Source organism: Polaribacter batillariae, from assembly GCF_017498485.1.
Taxonomy (GTDB): domain Bacteria; phylum Bacteroidota; class Bacteroidia; order Flavobacteriales; family Flavobacteriaceae; genus Polaribacter; species Polaribacter batillariae.
On record NZ_CP071795.1, the window covers coordinates 1,241,776 to 1,258,604 of the forward strand.

General features: G+C 30.4%; 14 protein-coding genes. 4 read left to right on the forward strand and 10 right to left on the reverse strand.

What is annotated here, in order from left to right:
* The first annotated feature begins 44 nt into the window (after nt 1-44).
* Together folK and JL193_RS05465 are read left to right on the forward strand one after the other, a co-directional pair.
* Entirely contained in the window at nt 45-1,169 is a 1,125-nt protein-coding gene (gene folK / locus JL193_RS05460; protein WP_207972835.1) for a 2-amino-4-hydroxy-6-hydroxymethyldihydropteridine diphosphokinase, read from the forward strand.
* 67 nt (nt 1,170-1,236) lie between these two features.
* Nucleotides 1,237-2,715 (forward strand): OmpA family protein, encoded by a 1,479-nt coding sequence (locus JL193_RS05465; protein WP_207972836.1) that lies wholly within the window; start codon nt 1,237-1,239, stop codon nt 2,713-2,715.
* 336 nt (nt 2,716-3,051) lie between these two features.
* Here the strand turns inward: JL193_RS05465 and gldC are convergent, their stop codons facing one another.
* Together gldC and gldB are read right to left on the reverse strand one after the other, a co-directional pair.
* Nucleotides 3,052-3,387, reverse strand: coding sequence for a gliding motility protein GldC (gldC, locus tag JL193_RS05470; RefSeq protein ID WP_207972837.1), 336 nt, complete (start codon nt 3,385-3,387; stop codon nt 3,052-3,054).
* On the reverse strand, nt 3,387-4,346 hold the full coding sequence (gene gldB / locus JL193_RS05475; protein ID WP_207972838.1) for a gliding motility lipoprotein GldB: 960 nt from the start codon (nt 4,344-4,346) through the stop codon (nt 3,387-3,389). The genes gldC and gldB overlap by 1 nt, the downstream gene beginning before the upstream one ends.
* A gap of 60 nt (nt 4,347-4,406) precedes the next feature.
* Here gldB and nadE point away from each other — a divergent pair, with 60 nt between their 5' ends.
* The gene (gene nadE / locus JL193_RS05480; protein WP_207972839.1) at nt 4,407-5,195 is read left to right on the forward strand and encodes an NAD(+) synthase; all 789 of its coding nucleotides are present in this window, start codon (nt 4,407-4,409) and stop codon (nt 5,193-5,195) included.
* Nucleotides 5,196-5,660: 465 nt separating this feature from the next.
* Here the strand turns inward: nadE and dnaG are convergent, their stop codons facing one another.
* The 6 genes from dnaG to JL193_RS05510 all read right to left on the reverse strand — a co-directional run bounded on the left by dnaG (nt 5,661) and on the right by JL193_RS05510 (nt 12,812).
* Complete coding sequence (gene dnaG, locus JL193_RS05485) at nt 5,661-7,682, reverse strand: DNA primase (protein WP_207972840.1); 2,022 nt, start codon at nt 7,680-7,682, stop codon at nt 5,661-5,663.
* A gap of 231 nt (nt 7,683-7,913) precedes the next feature.
* Nucleotides 7,914-9,152: an ATP-dependent Clp protease ATP-binding subunit ClpX gene (gene clpX, locus JL193_RS05490; protein ID WP_207972841.1), complete on the reverse strand. Its 1,239-nt coding sequence runs from the start codon at nt 9,150-9,152 to the stop codon at nt 7,914-7,916.
* Between the two features lie 81 nt (nt 9,153-9,233).
* On the reverse strand, nt 9,234-9,893 hold the full coding sequence (gene clpP / locus JL193_RS05495; RefSeq protein ID WP_207972842.1) for an ATP-dependent Clp endopeptidase proteolytic subunit ClpP: 660 nt from the start codon (nt 9,891-9,893) through the stop codon (nt 9,234-9,236).
* Nucleotides 9,894-10,086: 193 nt separating this feature from the next.
* Nucleotides 10,087-10,587 (reverse strand): hypothetical protein, encoded by a 501-nt coding sequence (locus tag JL193_RS05500; protein WP_207972843.1) that lies wholly within the window; start codon nt 10,585-10,587, stop codon nt 10,087-10,089.
* A 314-nt stretch (nt 10,588-10,901) separates the two neighbouring features.
* Nucleotides 10,902-12,254, reverse strand: coding sequence for a trigger factor (tig, locus tag JL193_RS05505; protein ID WP_207972844.1), 1,353 nt, complete (start codon nt 12,252-12,254; stop codon nt 10,902-10,904).
* A 195-nt stretch (nt 12,255-12,449) separates the two neighbouring features.
* Nucleotides 12,450-12,812 carry a phage holin family protein gene (locus JL193_RS05510; RefSeq protein WP_207972845.1) on the reverse strand — a complete coding sequence of 121 codons (363 nt, stop codon included), beginning with the start codon at nt 12,810-12,812 and terminating at the stop codon, nt 12,450-12,452.
* Nucleotides 12,813-13,009: 197 nt separating this feature from the next.
* Between JL193_RS05510 and JL193_RS05515 the strand changes: the two genes are divergently transcribed.
* Nucleotides 13,010-13,591 carry a hypothetical protein gene (locus tag JL193_RS05515; protein WP_207972846.1) on the forward strand — a complete coding sequence of 194 codons (582 nt, stop codon included), beginning with the start codon at nt 13,010-13,012 and terminating at the stop codon, nt 13,589-13,591.
* Nucleotides 13,592-13,638: 47 nt separating this feature from the next.
* On the opposite strand, the gene JL193_RS05520 is transcribed toward JL193_RS05515, so the two are convergent.
* On the reverse strand, nt 13,639-15,447 hold the full coding sequence (locus JL193_RS05520) for a GNAT family N-acyltransferase (protein ID WP_207972847.1): 1,809 nt from the start codon (nt 15,445-15,447) through the stop codon (nt 13,639-13,641).
* Nucleotides 15,448-15,500: 53 nt separating this feature from the next.
* Nucleotides 15,501-16,754: an aspartate kinase gene (locus JL193_RS05525; RefSeq protein WP_207972848.1), complete on the reverse strand. Its 1,254-nt coding sequence runs from the start codon at nt 16,752-16,754 to the stop codon at nt 15,501-15,503.
* Between the last annotated feature and the right edge of the window lie 75 nt (nt 16,755-16,829).

Genomic DNA, 16,829 nt, shown 5'->3' on the forward strand with positions numbered 1-16,829 from the left:
TATAAGCTTTTTGTAAAATGCTTTTATTTTCTTTGTAACTCTTTATGAAAATACAACATCATACATATTTATCTTTAGGAACAAACCAAGGAAACAAGTTAGAGAACCTCCAAAAAGCAATTTATTTAATTGCAAACCAAATTGGCGATGTTCAAAAAATATCTTCTATTTACAAAACACCTGCTTGGGGTTTTAAAGGCGATGATTTTTACAATATATGTCTTTTAGTTTCTACAAATCTAATTCCAGAAACATTAATAACCTCTCTTTTACAAATTGAAAGAGATTTAGGAAGACAAAGAAACGATACAAAAGAATACCAAAATAGAAATATAGATATTGATGTTTTATTATATGATGATGAAATTATCATTTCGAAAACACTAACAATTCCTCATCCAAAAATGTTAGAACGCAAATTTGTGATGATTCCTTTGGCAGAAATTGCACCAAATAAAACCCATCCAGCAGAAAAGAAACAAATTATCAATTGCTTACAAAATATAAACGACTCTTCTGAAATTGTAACAATCGAAGAAAAATTAATTCGTCCTATTCCTTTGGTAGAAAAATACAATTACATTGCTATTGAAGGCAATATTGGTTCAGGAAAAACCTCTTTGGCAAATTTACTTTCAGAAAATTTTAATGCCAAATTAGTTTTAGAACGCTTTGCAGACAATCCATTTTTACCAAAATTCTACGAAGACAAAGAACGCTATGCATTTCCATTAGAGATGAGTTTTTTAGCAGACAGATATCAACAATTGAGTGACGATTTAGCACAATTCGACCTATTTAAAAGCTTTATTATTTCAGATTATTATATTTTCAAATCTTTAATATTCGCACAAGTAACACTTTCTAAAGACGAATATTTTTTATACAAGAAAGTCTTTAATTTAATTTATAAAGAAATTACCAAACCCGATTTGTATATTTATTTATACCAAAATACAGATCGTTTGTTAGAAAATATAAAAAAAAGAGGACGATCTTATGAGAAAAATATAGAAAAATCGTACCTCAAAAAAATTCATGATGGTTACATAAGTTTTATTAATACTCAAAAAGATTTAAATTTATTAGTCATAGATGTATCTGAAATTGATTTTGTAAATAGTAGCGCAGACTATAACTTTATTATTAATAAAATAAAGTGTAATTAAAAAAAAAATTATACTTTTGCTGGATATTCCCCCATAACTTATTTGATTAACGATTATAAATAACCTAATGAGGAGAATTTTTTTAATTGCTATTTTAAGTTGTTTTACAACAACTACAATATTTGGTCAATTTACTACAGACGAAATTACTTACAGGAAAAGAATCGATTTAAACAATAGCAACAGCTGGGCTGTTGGTGGTGGTATTAGCAATTTTATCATGCATGGAGATTTACGTTCTATTGGTTCTGGAGACGATACAAACTATTTTAATGTTGGAGCTTACGCGTATCTAGACAAAATGTTTAACCCACTTTTAGGTTTAGAAATTAAAGCTTTTTACACGCAAATGTCTGGTGGAGCACAATATTTTTCTACCACAGATGCCTACAGAGTTTTATATACCGAAGACAATGTAGTTTTACAAGACAATATGTATTTTAAAGGAAATGCTTATGGTGCTGAATTGAATTTAATTTTTAGTTTTACAAATTTATACCACACCACAGCAACGAAATGGCATGCTGCAGGATATTTTGGAATTGGGTATCATCAATACGACTCTGCTTTATTTGAAAGAGAAGCCAACGGACCTGATGAACTTTTAGTTGACTTCGGTAGAAACCCCGCAAGAAATAGCGTAAATCAAGCAAGTTCTATTTATTTATCGGCTCAGTTTGGCTTAAAAAGAAGAATTAATAAACGTTTAGATTTAGAATTTAGAACAGGAATGTACTTTAATTACGAAGACCATTTAGATGCGGCCATTTCTAACAAACAAGACTGGGAAACATTCTTTGTATCTAGTATTGGGGTTACTGTAAAATTAGGAAAGAAGAAAATTTTTACTATTTGGGGTGAGGAAGATGATGAAAGTAAAGGTAAATTTAAAATTATCGATACCGACAAAGATGGTGTAATGGACGAATTAGACATCGAACCTAATACTCCAGCTGGAGTTATGGTTTACGGAAATGGTAAAGCTGTAGATTCAGACAAAGATGGTTTACCAGACTATAAAGATAAATGCCCGTTAGAATATGGTCCTGAGTCAAATGAAGGCTGCCCATTAAATGTAGATACAGATGGAGATGGTGTTATGGACGGCAAAGACTTATGCCCTAACACACCAGGAGTTGTAGAAAATAGAGGTTGCCCTAAACAAGATAAGGCAGAACCAACCAATGTTACGCAACAAATTGGCTTATTAGCTGCAAGCATTTATTTTGATACAAATAGCGATAAAATTAAAAATATATCATTTGCAACCATAGATAAAATTATTGCCTTAATGAAAAAAGTACCAGATGTTAAATTTGTGATTGAAGGGCATACAGATGATAGAAATAGTGATCGATATAACTTATACTTATCTCAAAGAAGAGCAAATGCTGTTAAGAAATACATGATTCAACAAGGAATTTCGAGTAATAACTTAGAGTCGAAAGGTTATGGAGAATCTAGACCAAAATTCTCTAACGACAATCCAGGAGGAAGACAATTAAACAGAAGAGTAGAAATAAAGCCAGTAGGTTCTACAGACTAAGAAAATAATAAATTAAAAAGAGGAAGCTGTCTCGAAAGTATTAAAATTTGTCATTTCGACGGTAATTTTGTCATTTCGACGGTAATGGAGAAATCTTATTTATTGAATTTCAGTATTTTAGGTTTTTCGATAACTTCGTTAGCTAATTTCAATCAAAATATATTTTGATTTTAGTAATGCTTAAAATAACAGTTAAATTTACTTTTGTGACAGCCTCCTTTTTTTATGTAAAATTTCTATTTTACGAAGCATTATACCATTGATTATAAAACAAAAAAAGCTATTTTTTAAGTAGCTTTGGCGTTTTATTACAGGATTTTCAAATGGTAAATGGTATTATTTTTTAAGCTCTAGTTTTTCTGCAAAATAATCACAAAAATCGCGCATTGTAGCACTCATTTTTTGATCATCTGTAGCTCTTTCAAATGTATCTGCCATAGAAACTAAGGTTTGATGATAAAACTGTTTCATCTCATCTACAGGCATATCTTTTGTCCACAAATCCATACGCAAAGTATCTTTTTTTTGATGGTCCCAAACAGAAATCATAATTGCTTTCGATGCTTCATTTTCAATACCCCCATCTTTTGCACTCCAATACATTTCTTCTGGCACTTTATTTTCGTCTAAACCAATTTTAAATTTTATTTCTGAAGTATGTTTTACCGACATTATTTTCTAGGTTTGTAATTAGATTCTTTAAACAAATCTGCTTCGTTTTTATTTAATAATTCTTGCAAAGATACATTATTATGTTTCATGTACGAACGAACAATTTGCCAACCAACCCAAACGCCAACCCTGCCCGGAGATAAATTGTCATGCTCCATATAAAACTTAGAAAAAGGCGCAATTTCTAAAAACCGTTTGTTTAAACTAGCATCTGTACTAAACAATAATTTCTTTTCAATAAAATACGCCCATATTTGTGCTTCATTTTCAACTACCCAATTAAATTTATCTTCTTGGTAACCCATTTTTTCTCTGTCGGAAATTAATGGTAAATATAAATCTAATAGATACATCTTTTTTCCTTCAAAAATCATTTTGCCAATAAAACTTCGATCTCTTGATGGCGCAATTTGCTTTTCTATAATAGCATTTGCAACATCTACTATAATGTGTTCTTTTGTGTTATTTTCTTTTATGTACTTAGGATAATCTGCATAAAATTGATGTTTTTTACCTAAATAAACATCCAAAGAAATAATTAGTAAACTATCTGCATAAATTACCCTACTTTCGTAATCTATATTCGTTAACATGGTAATAACTTTGGGAGCAATAAATTTAGAATTGTAATATTTTACATGCTTAAAAAGCGACTTTAATTTTTCCTTTAGTGGAGAAATATCTTTATATATTTTTTGGGTTTCTGCAAACAATTCTTGCTCGTCTGTATTGTTTATTTTTGATAAAGAAATACTATCTGTAATTTGCTTCGGAAAAAAATATGGGTATTTTTCTTTCAATTTAAAAAGGTTTTTTTTGTCTGAAGTATAAAAATCTTCGTCAAACCTCTCTACAGAAAAATCAATTTTTACATTAGAAACATCAACTTTTTTACGAACCTCTTTTTTACAAGAAAAGAAACTTAATAAAACCATTAAAACGAATTGATAAAACCTCATAAACTTTGTATATTGCTAGATAGAATTATAGAACGTTAAAAATACTAAAATAGTTTATTAATGAAGACTGAAAAAGTGGCAGATTATATTGTAAAGTGGCTAAAAGATTATGCTACAAATGCGAACGTAAAAGGTTTTGTTGTTGGAGTTTCTGGTGGAATTGATTCGGCATTAACCTCTACTTTATGTGCTAAAACAGGTTTCTCTACCTTATGTGTAGAAATGCCAATACACCAAGCACAAAGCCAGGTTACAAGAGCAGAAGAACATATAAAACAATTAAAAAATACATACGCTAATGTTTCTGAAGTAAGAGTGAATTTAACCTCTACTTTCGAAGATTTTAAAAACGTGGTTCCAGCTGCAAAGTCGTCGCCAAAAGTAGATTTGTCTTTGGCGAATACAAGAGCAAGATTACGAATGACAACCTTATACTATTTTGCAGGATTGCATGGTTATTTAGTGGCAGGAACTGGAAATAAGGTAGAAGATTTTGGAGTAGGTTTTTACACAAAATATGGCGATGGTGGAGTTGATTTAAGCCCAATTGCAGATTTAATGAAATCTGAAGTTTACGATTTAGCAGCTTATTTAAAAGTACCAGATTCCATACAAAAAGCGCAACCTACAGATGGTTTGTTTGGAGATAGCAGAACAGACGAAGATCAAATAGGAGCTTCTTATGACGAATTGGAATGGGCAATGAACATGCAAGATGCTGGTAAAACCGAACATGATTTTACAGGAAGAGAAAAGGAAGTTTTTAAAATTTATGAGAGATTAAATAGAATCAACCAACATAAAATGGTTCCAATTCCTGTTTGTAAAATTCCTGAGGATTTAAAATAAGTGGTTTAAAACTTCGTTTAAAACAAAAGAAGCTGTCTCGAAAGTATTAAAACTTGTCATTTCGACTGTAATGGAGAAATCTTATTTATTGAACTTCAGTATTTTAGATTTTTCAATAACTTCGTTCGCTACTTTCAATCAAAATATATTTTTGATTTTAGTAATGCTTAAAAATACAGTTAAATTTACTTTTGTGACAGCCTTCTTTAACTAAAAATTTAGATGAACACTACAATAAATTTGCTGCAATCATCATTTTTTTTATTCTCATATAAGCTCTTTTTTTGGAGCCTTTAGAAATTTCAAAAGGCAAAAGAATAAATAGTTGAACGATTTTTAGTAGTTGTAAAATTCTTTTCATAATAGCTTTGGGTTTTCTCATTAGCGGGTGCAATATACGTAAAAACAATTTATTACAAGAAAACTTGGGTAGGGGAAAATACCTGTTTTTACAATTTAATAACATTAAACCACCCTATTTAGCTTTTCGAACAATCTAATTTTTAACCCTGTATAGCTTTTTATGATTTCTAAATCTACCGTTACAGAAGGTTGATTATCAGTATTTTGAGTAGCATTTTTCATTAATTCTTCGATTTTTTTTCCAATTAAAATTCTTCTTAAATTAAAAACTGCATCAATGACCAATTTAGGCAATACTTCTACTTCTCTTTTTACTTCGATATTTTTGCTTTCCCAATTACTTAGCAAATATTTCTCTTCGTCCATTAAAATGGAAGTAACTGTACTTGATATTTCTGGGTTTTTATGATTTACCAAAGCATCTATTTCTACTTTTTCGAACTGATTTAATTGGTGAATGATTTCTATATAAATTTCTTGAAAAACACTATTTGTAAACTCTATTTCGTCTTCTTGAAGGTGTACATAAATTTCCGCAGAAACGTTGTTGTCGTATTTTCTATTCGAAATGGTTACTTTCCCTTCTTCGTCTTCTGTTTCTACTTCTTCGATAAATTCTGCTTCTTCATTTCCGTATAAAAGTAAAATTCGAATTATTTCTTTCTCTAAAATAGACAGTTGATCTATTTTTTCTGATGAAATTTTACCTCTTACCACTCCCATTTGAGCTTGCTCTTGCTCTAAAAAATATTCTGGTGGTGGTTCATTGGGGTCTTGCTGAGAATAACTTTGCTTTTTAGCAGCCTTATTTTTTTCTTGAATATTTTTCTTTAAAATTTGTGCCAATTCACTGAATAAAACACGTTCGGAAATATCCATAATTCTTGCACATTCTTGTACATATACTTCACGCTGAATGCCATCAGGAATTTTAGAGATGCTACTTACAATATCTCTAATTACGCCTGCTTTTTTTACAGGATCGTTGTTAGAGTCTTGTAATAAAAGCGATACTTTAAAGTTGATAAAATCTTGTGCAGATTCTTTTAAATATTCTTTTAATTCGGCAGTTGAATGGGCTTTGGCAAAACTATCTGGGTCTTCTCCATCTGGAAATTGTACCACTTTTACATTCATTCCTTGCTCGAGAATTAAATCGATTCCACGAATGGAAGCTCGAACACCTGCAGCATCTCCATCGAATAAAACTGTAATATTTTTTGTTAATCTGTTTATTAGACGAATTTGATCCGAAGTTAAGGCTGTACCAGATGAAGCTACTACATTTTCTACTCCAGATTGGTGGAAAGAAATTACATCTGTATAACCTTCTACCAAATAACAATTGTCTTGTTTTGCAATTTCTTTTTTTGCCTGATATAATCCGTATAAAATTTTACTCTTGTGATAAATATCGCTTTCTGGAGAGTTTAAATATTTTGCTGCTTTTTTATCTGCAGTTAAAATTCTTCCTCCAAAACCTAAAATACGCCCAGACATAGAGTGTATAGGAAACATTACGCGTCCTTTAAAACGGTCGAATTGTTTGTTTTCTTTTACGATGGTTAACCCTGTGGATGCTAAATATTTTAAATCGTAGCCTTTTGCCAAAGCTGCCTTTGTAAAACCATCCCATTCGTCTAAACAATAGCCTAGTTCGAATGTTTTTATAGTATCGTTTGTAAAACCACGTTCTTTGAAATAAGAAAGACCAATTGCTTTTCCTTTATTTGTATGTAGCATGGTTTCATGAAAGTAATCTTTGGCAAATTTAGACACCAAAAACATACTTTCTCGCTCATTCATCTGCGCTTTTTCTTCAGATGTTTGTTCGGTTTCTTCGATTTCTATATTGTATTTTTTTGCCAACCATTTTATGGCTTCAGGGTAGGTATAATGTTCGTGTTCCATTAAAAAAGAAATCACATTTCCTCCTTTTCCTGTAGAGAAATCTTTCCAAATTTGTTTTACAGGAGATACCATAAACGAGGGCGATTTCTCATCTACAAACGGACTTAAGCCTTTAAAGTTACTTCCTGCTTTTTTTAATTGTACAAATTCGCCAATTACCTCTTCTACTCTTGCAGATTCGAAAACTCGGTCTATTGTACTTCTTGAAATCATTTATTATTTTACTGTTTTAAACCCTTCAGATTTTAAAAACCTGAAGGGTCTTTTGCTAATAATTATTTTTAAGAACTTTCTCTTTTTAGTTAGCAATATGCGTTAAGGATTGAAATGGCATCCTTTTTAGTTGTTCGTTCGAGTGAATTTGTGAAGAATGAACAAATTTATATCGAGAACAAAACTAAAAAGATATAATGGAAAGCCTGTTAAAACGCCCAAAAAAATATTTTAAGAAGCTGCTCTTAATTTTTTTAACGTGGTATTGGTTAATTTTGCTTCTGCATATTCTTTGGTTACGTTAAATTCTTTCTCGTTAGAACTCGGCAACTCGAACATTGCATCTGTAAAAATTGCTTCGCACAAAGAACGTAACCCTCTTGCACCTAACTTATATTCTACTGCTTTTTCTACAATGTAATTTAAGGCTTCTTCTTCGATTGTAAATGCAACATCGTCCATTGTAAATAGCTTAGAATATTGCTTAATAATTGAGTTTTTAGGCTCTGTTAAAATAGCTCTTAAGGTGGTTGCATCTAAAGGATTCATGTAACTTAAAACTGGTAAGCGTCCAATAATTTCTGGAATTAAACCAAATGCTTTTAAGTCAGATGGAATGATGTATTGCAACAGGTTTTCTTCATCTACTTTGTCGTCGTCCAAAGAAGCGCTAAAACCTACAGCTTGCATGTTTAACCGCTTGCTGATGATTCTTTCGATTCCAGAAAATGCGCCTCCAGCAATAAATAAAATTTCTTTGGTATCTACTTCTATAAATTTTTGTTCGGGATGTTTTCTTCCGCCTTTTGGCGCAACATTTACAACGGTTCCTTCTAATAATTTTAATAAAGCTTGTTGTACCCCTTCTCCAGAAACGTCTCTTGTTATTGATGGATTGTCTCCTTTTCTGGCAATTTTATCGATCTCGTCTATAAAAACAATACCTCTTTGCGCTTTTTCTACATCGTAATCTGCGGCTTGTAAAAGACGGCTTAAAATACTTTCTACATCTTCGCCTACATAGCCTGCTTGTGTTAAAACAGTCGCATCTACAATTGAAAAAGGAACGTTTAACATTTTTGCAATTGTTTTTGCAACCAAGGTTTTTCCTGTTCCGGTTTCTCCTACCAAAACAATGTTCGATTTTTCGATTTCTACCTCATCTTCATCGTTTTTAGATTGTAATAATCTTTTATAATGGTTGTACACAGCTACTGCCATAGAGCGTTTTGTTTCGTCTTGGCCAATGATGTATTGGTCTAAAAATTCTTTAATTTCTAAAGGTTTTTTTAGTGTTAAATCTTTTGACAAGCCACTTGTTTTTGCATCAAAAATTTCTTCTTCTACAATTCCATGGGCTTGTTCTATACATCTATCGCAAATATGGGCATCCATTCCTGCAATTAGCAAGTCGGTTTCTGCTTTTTTTCGTCCACAAAACGAACATTCTAGATTTTCTTCTTTTGACATTTTGATTTGGTTTTTGGTAATTAGTTGATGGTTTTTGATAAGATTTTTACCAAAAACCATCAACCAAAAACTAAATACGATTTATTTTCTTACTAAAATTTCATCAATCATACCATATGCTTTTGCTTCATCTGCTTTCATCCAGTAATCTCTATCTGAATCGTTATGAACTTTCTCTACTGTTTGTCCTGAGTGATTTGCGATAATTGCATACAATTCGTCTTTTAATTTTAAGATTTCTCTTGCAGTAATCTCAATATCCGAAGCTTGCCCTTGAGCACCTCCTAAAGGTTGATGAATCATAATTCTTGAGTGTGGCAATGCAGATCGTTTTCCTTTTTCTCCTGCACACATTAAAACGGCTCCCATAGAAGCTGCCATTCCTGTACAAATTGTGGCAACATCTGGTTTTATAAATTGCATGGTATCGTAAATTCCTAGACCTGCATACACGCCTCCTCCAGGAGAATTGATATATATTGAAATGTCTTTATTAGCATCTACACTTTCTAAAAACAACAACTGTGCTTGAATAATATTAGCAACTTGGTCGTTAATACCGGTTCCTAAAAAGATAATTCTATCCATCATTAACCGCGAAAAAACGTCCATTTGAGTGATGTTCATTTGACGTTCTTCCATAATATATGGGGTTAAACTACTGGTTATTTTTGTATAGTTGGTACTGCTAATTCCGTGATGTTTTGTTGCGTATTTTTCGAACTCTTTTCCGTAATTCATTTTCGTGATTCTATTTAAGTTTTGTGCTGTAAATATAAGAACTATTTTCTTACTATTTTGTTACAGCTTTGTTTGAGTTGTCGATAAAAAAACCTGAATTTTACAATTCAGGTTTTTTTGTTTCTATATTAATTACTTTTTACCCAATGCTTTCGAAAAAGTAAAAAAACTAAATAAATTTATTTTTTTTAATCTAATCTAATTTTACATCAATCTTAAGGGTTTGGTTTGCTTTTGCTGTAACAGTGCCATTTATAGACTCGGTTTTATTTAAAACTTGATTATAGTTTACAAAAGACCCTGAACTTGTATTAATTAGTTTTCCGTTTTGAAAAGTATAATTAGCATAAGCTCCTTGGTCGTTATCCGATTCTGTCCAAAACTCTAGAGAATAGTCATAAGATTTTGCTTCTAAATTAGAAAATCTTACCTCTTTGTAACCAGCTCCATAAGAAGTTCTAGTAGAATTATTTCCATCATGCAATACTATTCGCACGTAAGATGTTAAATAATAACTAGGTATATTAAAGCTAAATAAAATGGCTCCATTCACAGAACTAGTTCCAATACCTCCAGTAGTATATGTTTGGCTTCTTATTTCTAAATCGGGTTCGGATTCGCAACCATATAAAAGAAAGAAAAAGCTAGCAAATAGAAAAATCGTTTTTATTTTATTTAAAGTGAAATGTTTCATAATATTTTTTTTAAGTTCTATTTATTTCTGTATTTTAAATAATTTAAAGTTTTGAATTATAATATTTTATATTCTTTTAGATTTGTTCTTTTAAAATAATAGAGAATGTAATTTTAAAGCCCTTGCGCAAAATTTACATTCAAATAACTAATTATTAAACATTATATTGTTGAAGCTAATTAAATAATTTTATTTTTTTAGTTAATTCTACTTTTCCTGTTAATTAGAATCTAACTTTCTTAAAAAAATATTAATTTTTATGGTTAAAATACAACTATTTGTTTAAGCATTATACTTAATCGCTTCCACTTATTTTACTTATTTAAAGCCTGATCTTTAGCTTGTTGGTCATAAACTTCTTTTACAAAATCGACATAAGAAACTTCTTTTGTTTTAAAATGTATGTTTTCTTTATAAAAATCTAATAATTTTTGACTAATTAATTGCGATTGTAACTTTTGGGCTTCTTCTTGGTTTTGTAAAATTCTTGCAGCAATATCGTCTAACTCTTTTTCTTCTGGATTCATATTACCAAATTGTGCCATTTGCATACGAATTAACCCTTTTGCATAATCTATCAATTCTACATAATCTATTTTTATATCGTTATCTTTTAGTACTTTTCCTTCGATTAATTGATAACGCAACGCTTTTTCAGATTTTTCGTATTCGGCTTTTGCTTCTTCTGGTGTTAATTCTTTTTCGCCTGCAGTTTGCAACCATTTTTGTAAGAATTCTTCAGGTAAATCGAACTTTGTATTTTCTACTAAATGTTCTGTTACTGCATTTAACAATTGTTGGTCTGTATGCTCTACAAAATTCTTTTCTGCATCTTCTTTTATTTTTTCTTTTAATTCTAACACTGTTTTTACACTTCCGTCAGGAAATAATTTATCGAACAATTCTTGGTCTAAATCTGCAGGTTCTGTTTTTGTTATGTCTTCGATAGTGAGTGTTACTTTGATATCTAAATCGTGAATTTCTTCGTGAGATACCCCTAAAATATGTTGTAATTTATGGTCGTCTTTAAATAATTTCTTTGTTTCTAACTCTATTACATCGCCAACTTTAGCCCCAACAAGTTTCTTTTCGCTTTTCTTATCTTCTAAATCGCTAACTAAAAAAGTACCTTTTTTATTAATTTCTTTTGCTTCGTTTACAAAAGTTGCTGTAACATTTGCATCTTTAGTTACTTCTTCTAAAGAAGATATTTTACCATAACGAGTTCGAATATTTTTTACTTCTTCTTCTAATAATTTTTCTGTTGTAACAATTTTATATTGTGTTACTTTCTTTATAGCGTCTAAGTCTATATCGAATTCTGGCACTAAGCCTAATTCGAATTCAAAAGAAAATTTGTCTGCATCCCAATTGAAATCGTCTTGAATTCTTGGTAACGGATTTCCTAAAATATCTAATTTTTCTTCTGTGATAAATTTATTTAAAGACTCTTGTAAAAGCTTGTTTACCTCATCTATCATTATAGATTTACCATATTGCCTTTTAATCATTCCCATTGGCACGTGCCCTTTTCTAAAACCAGGAATGTCTGCTTTTTTACGATAATCTGTTAGTAATTGGTTTACTTTTGCTTGATAATCGTCTGCCACAATATCAACTTTTACAACTGCGTTTAACGCATCTATGTTCTCTTTTGTAATATTCATTTATTTGTTCTTTTATCTTGAAAAAATCGAGTGCAAAATTACGCTTTTTAATTGATTGCACAAATGTTTAAGTGGTTCTATTTCAGCATCAAATAAATTCACTGATTTCATAAACCAGATACAAATCTTTAGCCATAAAATAATGAGTTAAAAAACAGTTCGTAATGGTTTTTTAATAACTATGGCTAATGCCATTTATAATTTATCTAACTGTTTTTTATCGTCTTTTAAAAGAGAAAACAATGCAGATCTAAATATCGACAATAAAATACTAAACAACAGCGCCCACCAAAAATTATCTACTGCAAAACCATCTACTAATTTATCTGCCAACATAATTATAATTGCATTAATTACAAAAATAAACAAGCCAAATGTAACTAGAGTTGCTGGCAATGTAAAGAAGATTAACAAAGGTCTTACAAACATATTTAATAAAGCAATTACTGCTGCAACTATAATTGCAGATAAGTAACCAGTAACTGCTACTCCTTGTAAAATATTTGCTAAAACAATTACTGCAACAGCCGTTAATAATATTTTTAAAAATGTTTTCATATAAATTGATTTTATTTTTCTACAAATAGCGAAAAGTGTACCAAATTAAGAAGCCTGCTTTTTTGGCAGGTTTTAAGTGATATTACCTTATTATATGAAAGAAAAAACCTTTACATATTTGGGGTGTCTTCCTTATTAAAATAAGTTTTTAAAAATGATCTTTACAGCATAAAATATAAACTAAAAATTTCTAAAAAATGGAAAAAAATCAAAACAAAAAAGGCTTGCTTTCAGAATTTCTTACTAATATGGAGAAAATTCCCAACCAAATAACAGACAGTTTAATTAAATTCTCAGACGATGAAGACGAAAAAAATGTAATAAACACTTATTCCTCTGCTTTAAACAATCAATTTAAAGAACTCTCTAATTACATAGAAGAACAGCGCCAAAAAACAACAAAACAAGCTCAATTAGATACAGAACAGTATTTAAAAATAGCTTCTCCTAATTTAATGATTAACAATATGAAACTTTCTTTGCCTAGCATTGGCTCTATTGTTGGTAAGCTTGGCATTGATGGAATCGTGAAAGAAATTAAAAAAATTGTGAAAGAAATTTTGAATATATTCGGAATTAAACTTCCTAAATGGATTGATGGTTTGTTGTTACTGATTGATGAGATAATTGGAATTTTATTTGGCGGAGGTTCTCCAAAATTAAGAGTCGCATTCTCTCAAATCGAGCAAGCATATTTGGGCGAATTAACTCAGTTAGCGAGGCTTCAAAAAGCAACCAACAACTTAAGCAATGATGAAGATGATATGGATGACTTTTAATGTTTAAAATACTGTAAAGTCAAAACAAATATAAGTTTTGGCTTTACTTATTTATTATGTAACTCAGTAGCTTTTCTCTCTAACTCTGCTTGAAATTCTTCCATTACTGGTTTTACAGTACTGTCTGGTATATCTGCTACTTTTATATACATTAAACCATCTACTGCATTGTTAAATTTTGGATCTACATTAAAAGCTACCAAACGTGCATTTTGTTTTACATATTTCTTAATTAAAACAGGTATTCTTAAGGCTCCAGGTTCAATTTCGTCGATAATTTTATCGAACTTTTGCATGTCTGATTGTGTTGCATCAAAAACAAAATCTTTATCACCATCTTTTAATTTAACCTTATATTCTTTCTTCGGATAAATGTACTGCGCAATATAAGGGTCGTAATAATGCGATTTCATAAACTCGATCATTAAAGATTTAGAAAAGTCGGAAAACTGATTACTAATAGAAACACCGCCCATTAAATATTTATATTCTGGATAACGTAAGGTTATATGCACAATTCCTTTCCATAATAAAAATAATGGCATTGGTTTTTGCTGATATTCGCTAATAATAAACGCACGTCCCATTTCGATGGTTTTTTCCATCATCGGAAACAATTCTGGCTCGATTCTAAACAGTGTTTGTACATAAAAACCATTGATTCCGTACTTTTTATAAATCTCTTTTCCAAGCCCCATTCTGTAAGCACCTACCAAACAGCTTGCTTCTCTGTCCCACAATAATAAATGATGATAATATTTATCGAACTTATCTAAATCGATTTCTTTATTGGTTCCTTCGCCAACTTCTCTAAAAGTAACTTCGCGCAGCCTGCCAACTTCATGCAATAAATTAGGAATCTCTTTGGCACTTGCAAAAAACACTTCGTAATTCTTACTTTCTAATAATCGAGCTTCTTTTTCTCTTAACGTATTTATTTCTTTTACAAATAAATTGGTGTTTCTTTGAGATGTTATTTTTTTAGCGGGTTTTTTCGGAATTTTTATGTTTTGTGTAGAAATTAATTTGTGTGCTTTCTCAAAAGGATTCGCCAACATATATGTTTTCTTTCTAATAAATTCATAAAAAGTAGGAATGTCTTTGTATTCGTTTTGGTCTGTGACAGAAATGGGTTTTCCAATTCTAACTTTTACCACTTTTCCATTCTGAGAAATTACTTCCGAAGGTAATTTTGCAGTTCTTAAAGTATCTGATATTCTAGATAAAAAATAAAACAAACGACTGTTTTTAGCATGAAAGTAAATAGGAATTATAGGAACATTTGCTTTTTTAATTAAACGAACAGCGCCTTCTTCCCAAGGTTTATCTACTTTTAATTTTCCATCTTTATAGGTAGATACTTCTCCTGCTGGAAAAATCCCTAAAGGTTTTCCTTCTTTTAAATGCGATAACGCACTTTTAATTCCTGCAACACTCGATTTGGCATCCTTTCTTGTTTCAAAAGGGTTTACTGGCATTACATAAGGTTTTAAAGGTGCTATTCTGTGAAGTAAAAAATTGGCAATTATTTTATAATCGGCTCTTTTTTCTATTAATAATTTTAACAATAAAACGCCATCTATACCTCCTAAAGGATGGTTAGAAATTGTTATAAAAGCCCCATCTTTTGGAATTCTTTTTAAATCTTCTTCTGGTATTTCGAACCTTATATTGCAATCGTCTAAAACTCCATTTAAGAAATCTAAATCTGCTTTATTTTTATTGTTGTCGTAAATTTTATTAATAGAAGAAATACGAAGAATTCTTAAAAGAAGCCAACCAACAAAGGTGCCAAGAAAACCAAATTTCTCTAAACCAATTACTTGTGCAATTTCTTTAGATGTTACTAATGCCATAAATTTTTATTAGACGCATTTGCAAACATACTAAAAAAAGAAATATAGAAATATTAATTTGTTGCCAAAACAATTTGAATTGTTTCTTTATTGACTTGTGTTAACAAAGAAGTTCCTTTTTCTTCGATGGTAGCAATTGCCTTGTCGTCGAAATGACGCACAGTAAACATATCTACTCCTTTTTGAACATCTATCTTAAAATCTTTTTTTAGGTCGCTGTAAAATGCATCGAATTGTCTGAATTTATTATCGATACAAACAGAAAAACTAATCGCAGAATTCTGAATTAAATTTACTTTTAACTGATACTCATGTAGTTTTTGAAAAATATAACTGATATTGTTTTCTACCATAAAAGAAAAATCTAAAGCAGCTATAGACACCAAAATTTGATCTTTTTTTACAATAAAACAAGGAATTAAGGGTTCTAAATCCGATCCTTTAGAAATTCTTGTTCCGGGTTCTTTTGGGTTCACAAAAGAACGTACCAATAAAGGAATTTCTTTTCTTTCTAAAGGCTGCAATGTTTTTGGATGAATTACAGAAGCTCCATAAAATGCCATTTCTATGGCTTCTTCGTACGAAATTTGTCTTAATAAAGTAGTTTCTTTAAAAACTCTCGGGTCTGCATTTAAAACTCCTGGAACATCTTTCCAGATAGTAACATTTTCTGCATTTAAACAATAGGCAAAAATTCCTGCTGTGTAATCGGAACCTTCTCTACCTAAAGTGGTGGTGTTTTCGGTATCGTTTGCAGCAATAAAACCTTGTGTAATGTTTAATTTAGATGCATCTAGTTTTGCATTGATAATGTCTTGCGTTAACTCCCAATTTACTTTTGCATCTCTATAATTACTATCTGTTTTTACATAATTTCTAACATCAAACCAATGGTTCTCTACACCAATTTTTGTTAAATATGCGCTTACAATTTTGGTTGATAACAATTCTCCAAAACAGATAATTTGATCATAAACATAATCGAATCTTTGCGAAGTGTTTCTGGCCAAAAACCAACTTAATTCTCCTAAAAGAATGTCTATTTCTTTATAAATTTCATCATTTGTGTCAAATAAATCGTTCATTATTAATTTATGAAAATCTTCTATAACACCTAATTTTTCTGATAATTTATCGGTCTTATGATAATATGCATCAATTACTTCTTCAAAAGCATTGGTTATTTTTCCCATTGCAGAAATTACAACAACTGTATTTTCTGTTCCTTCGCTTTGTAAAATATTGGTAATGTTTTTTACGCTTGCTGCATCTTTTACAGACGCTCCTCCAAATTTAAATATTTTCATATCAGAATTATTAAATAGTAAAACTGCTCGATACCATTTTCTTTAAAAGTAGAAAATCACTCGAAATGACATTTT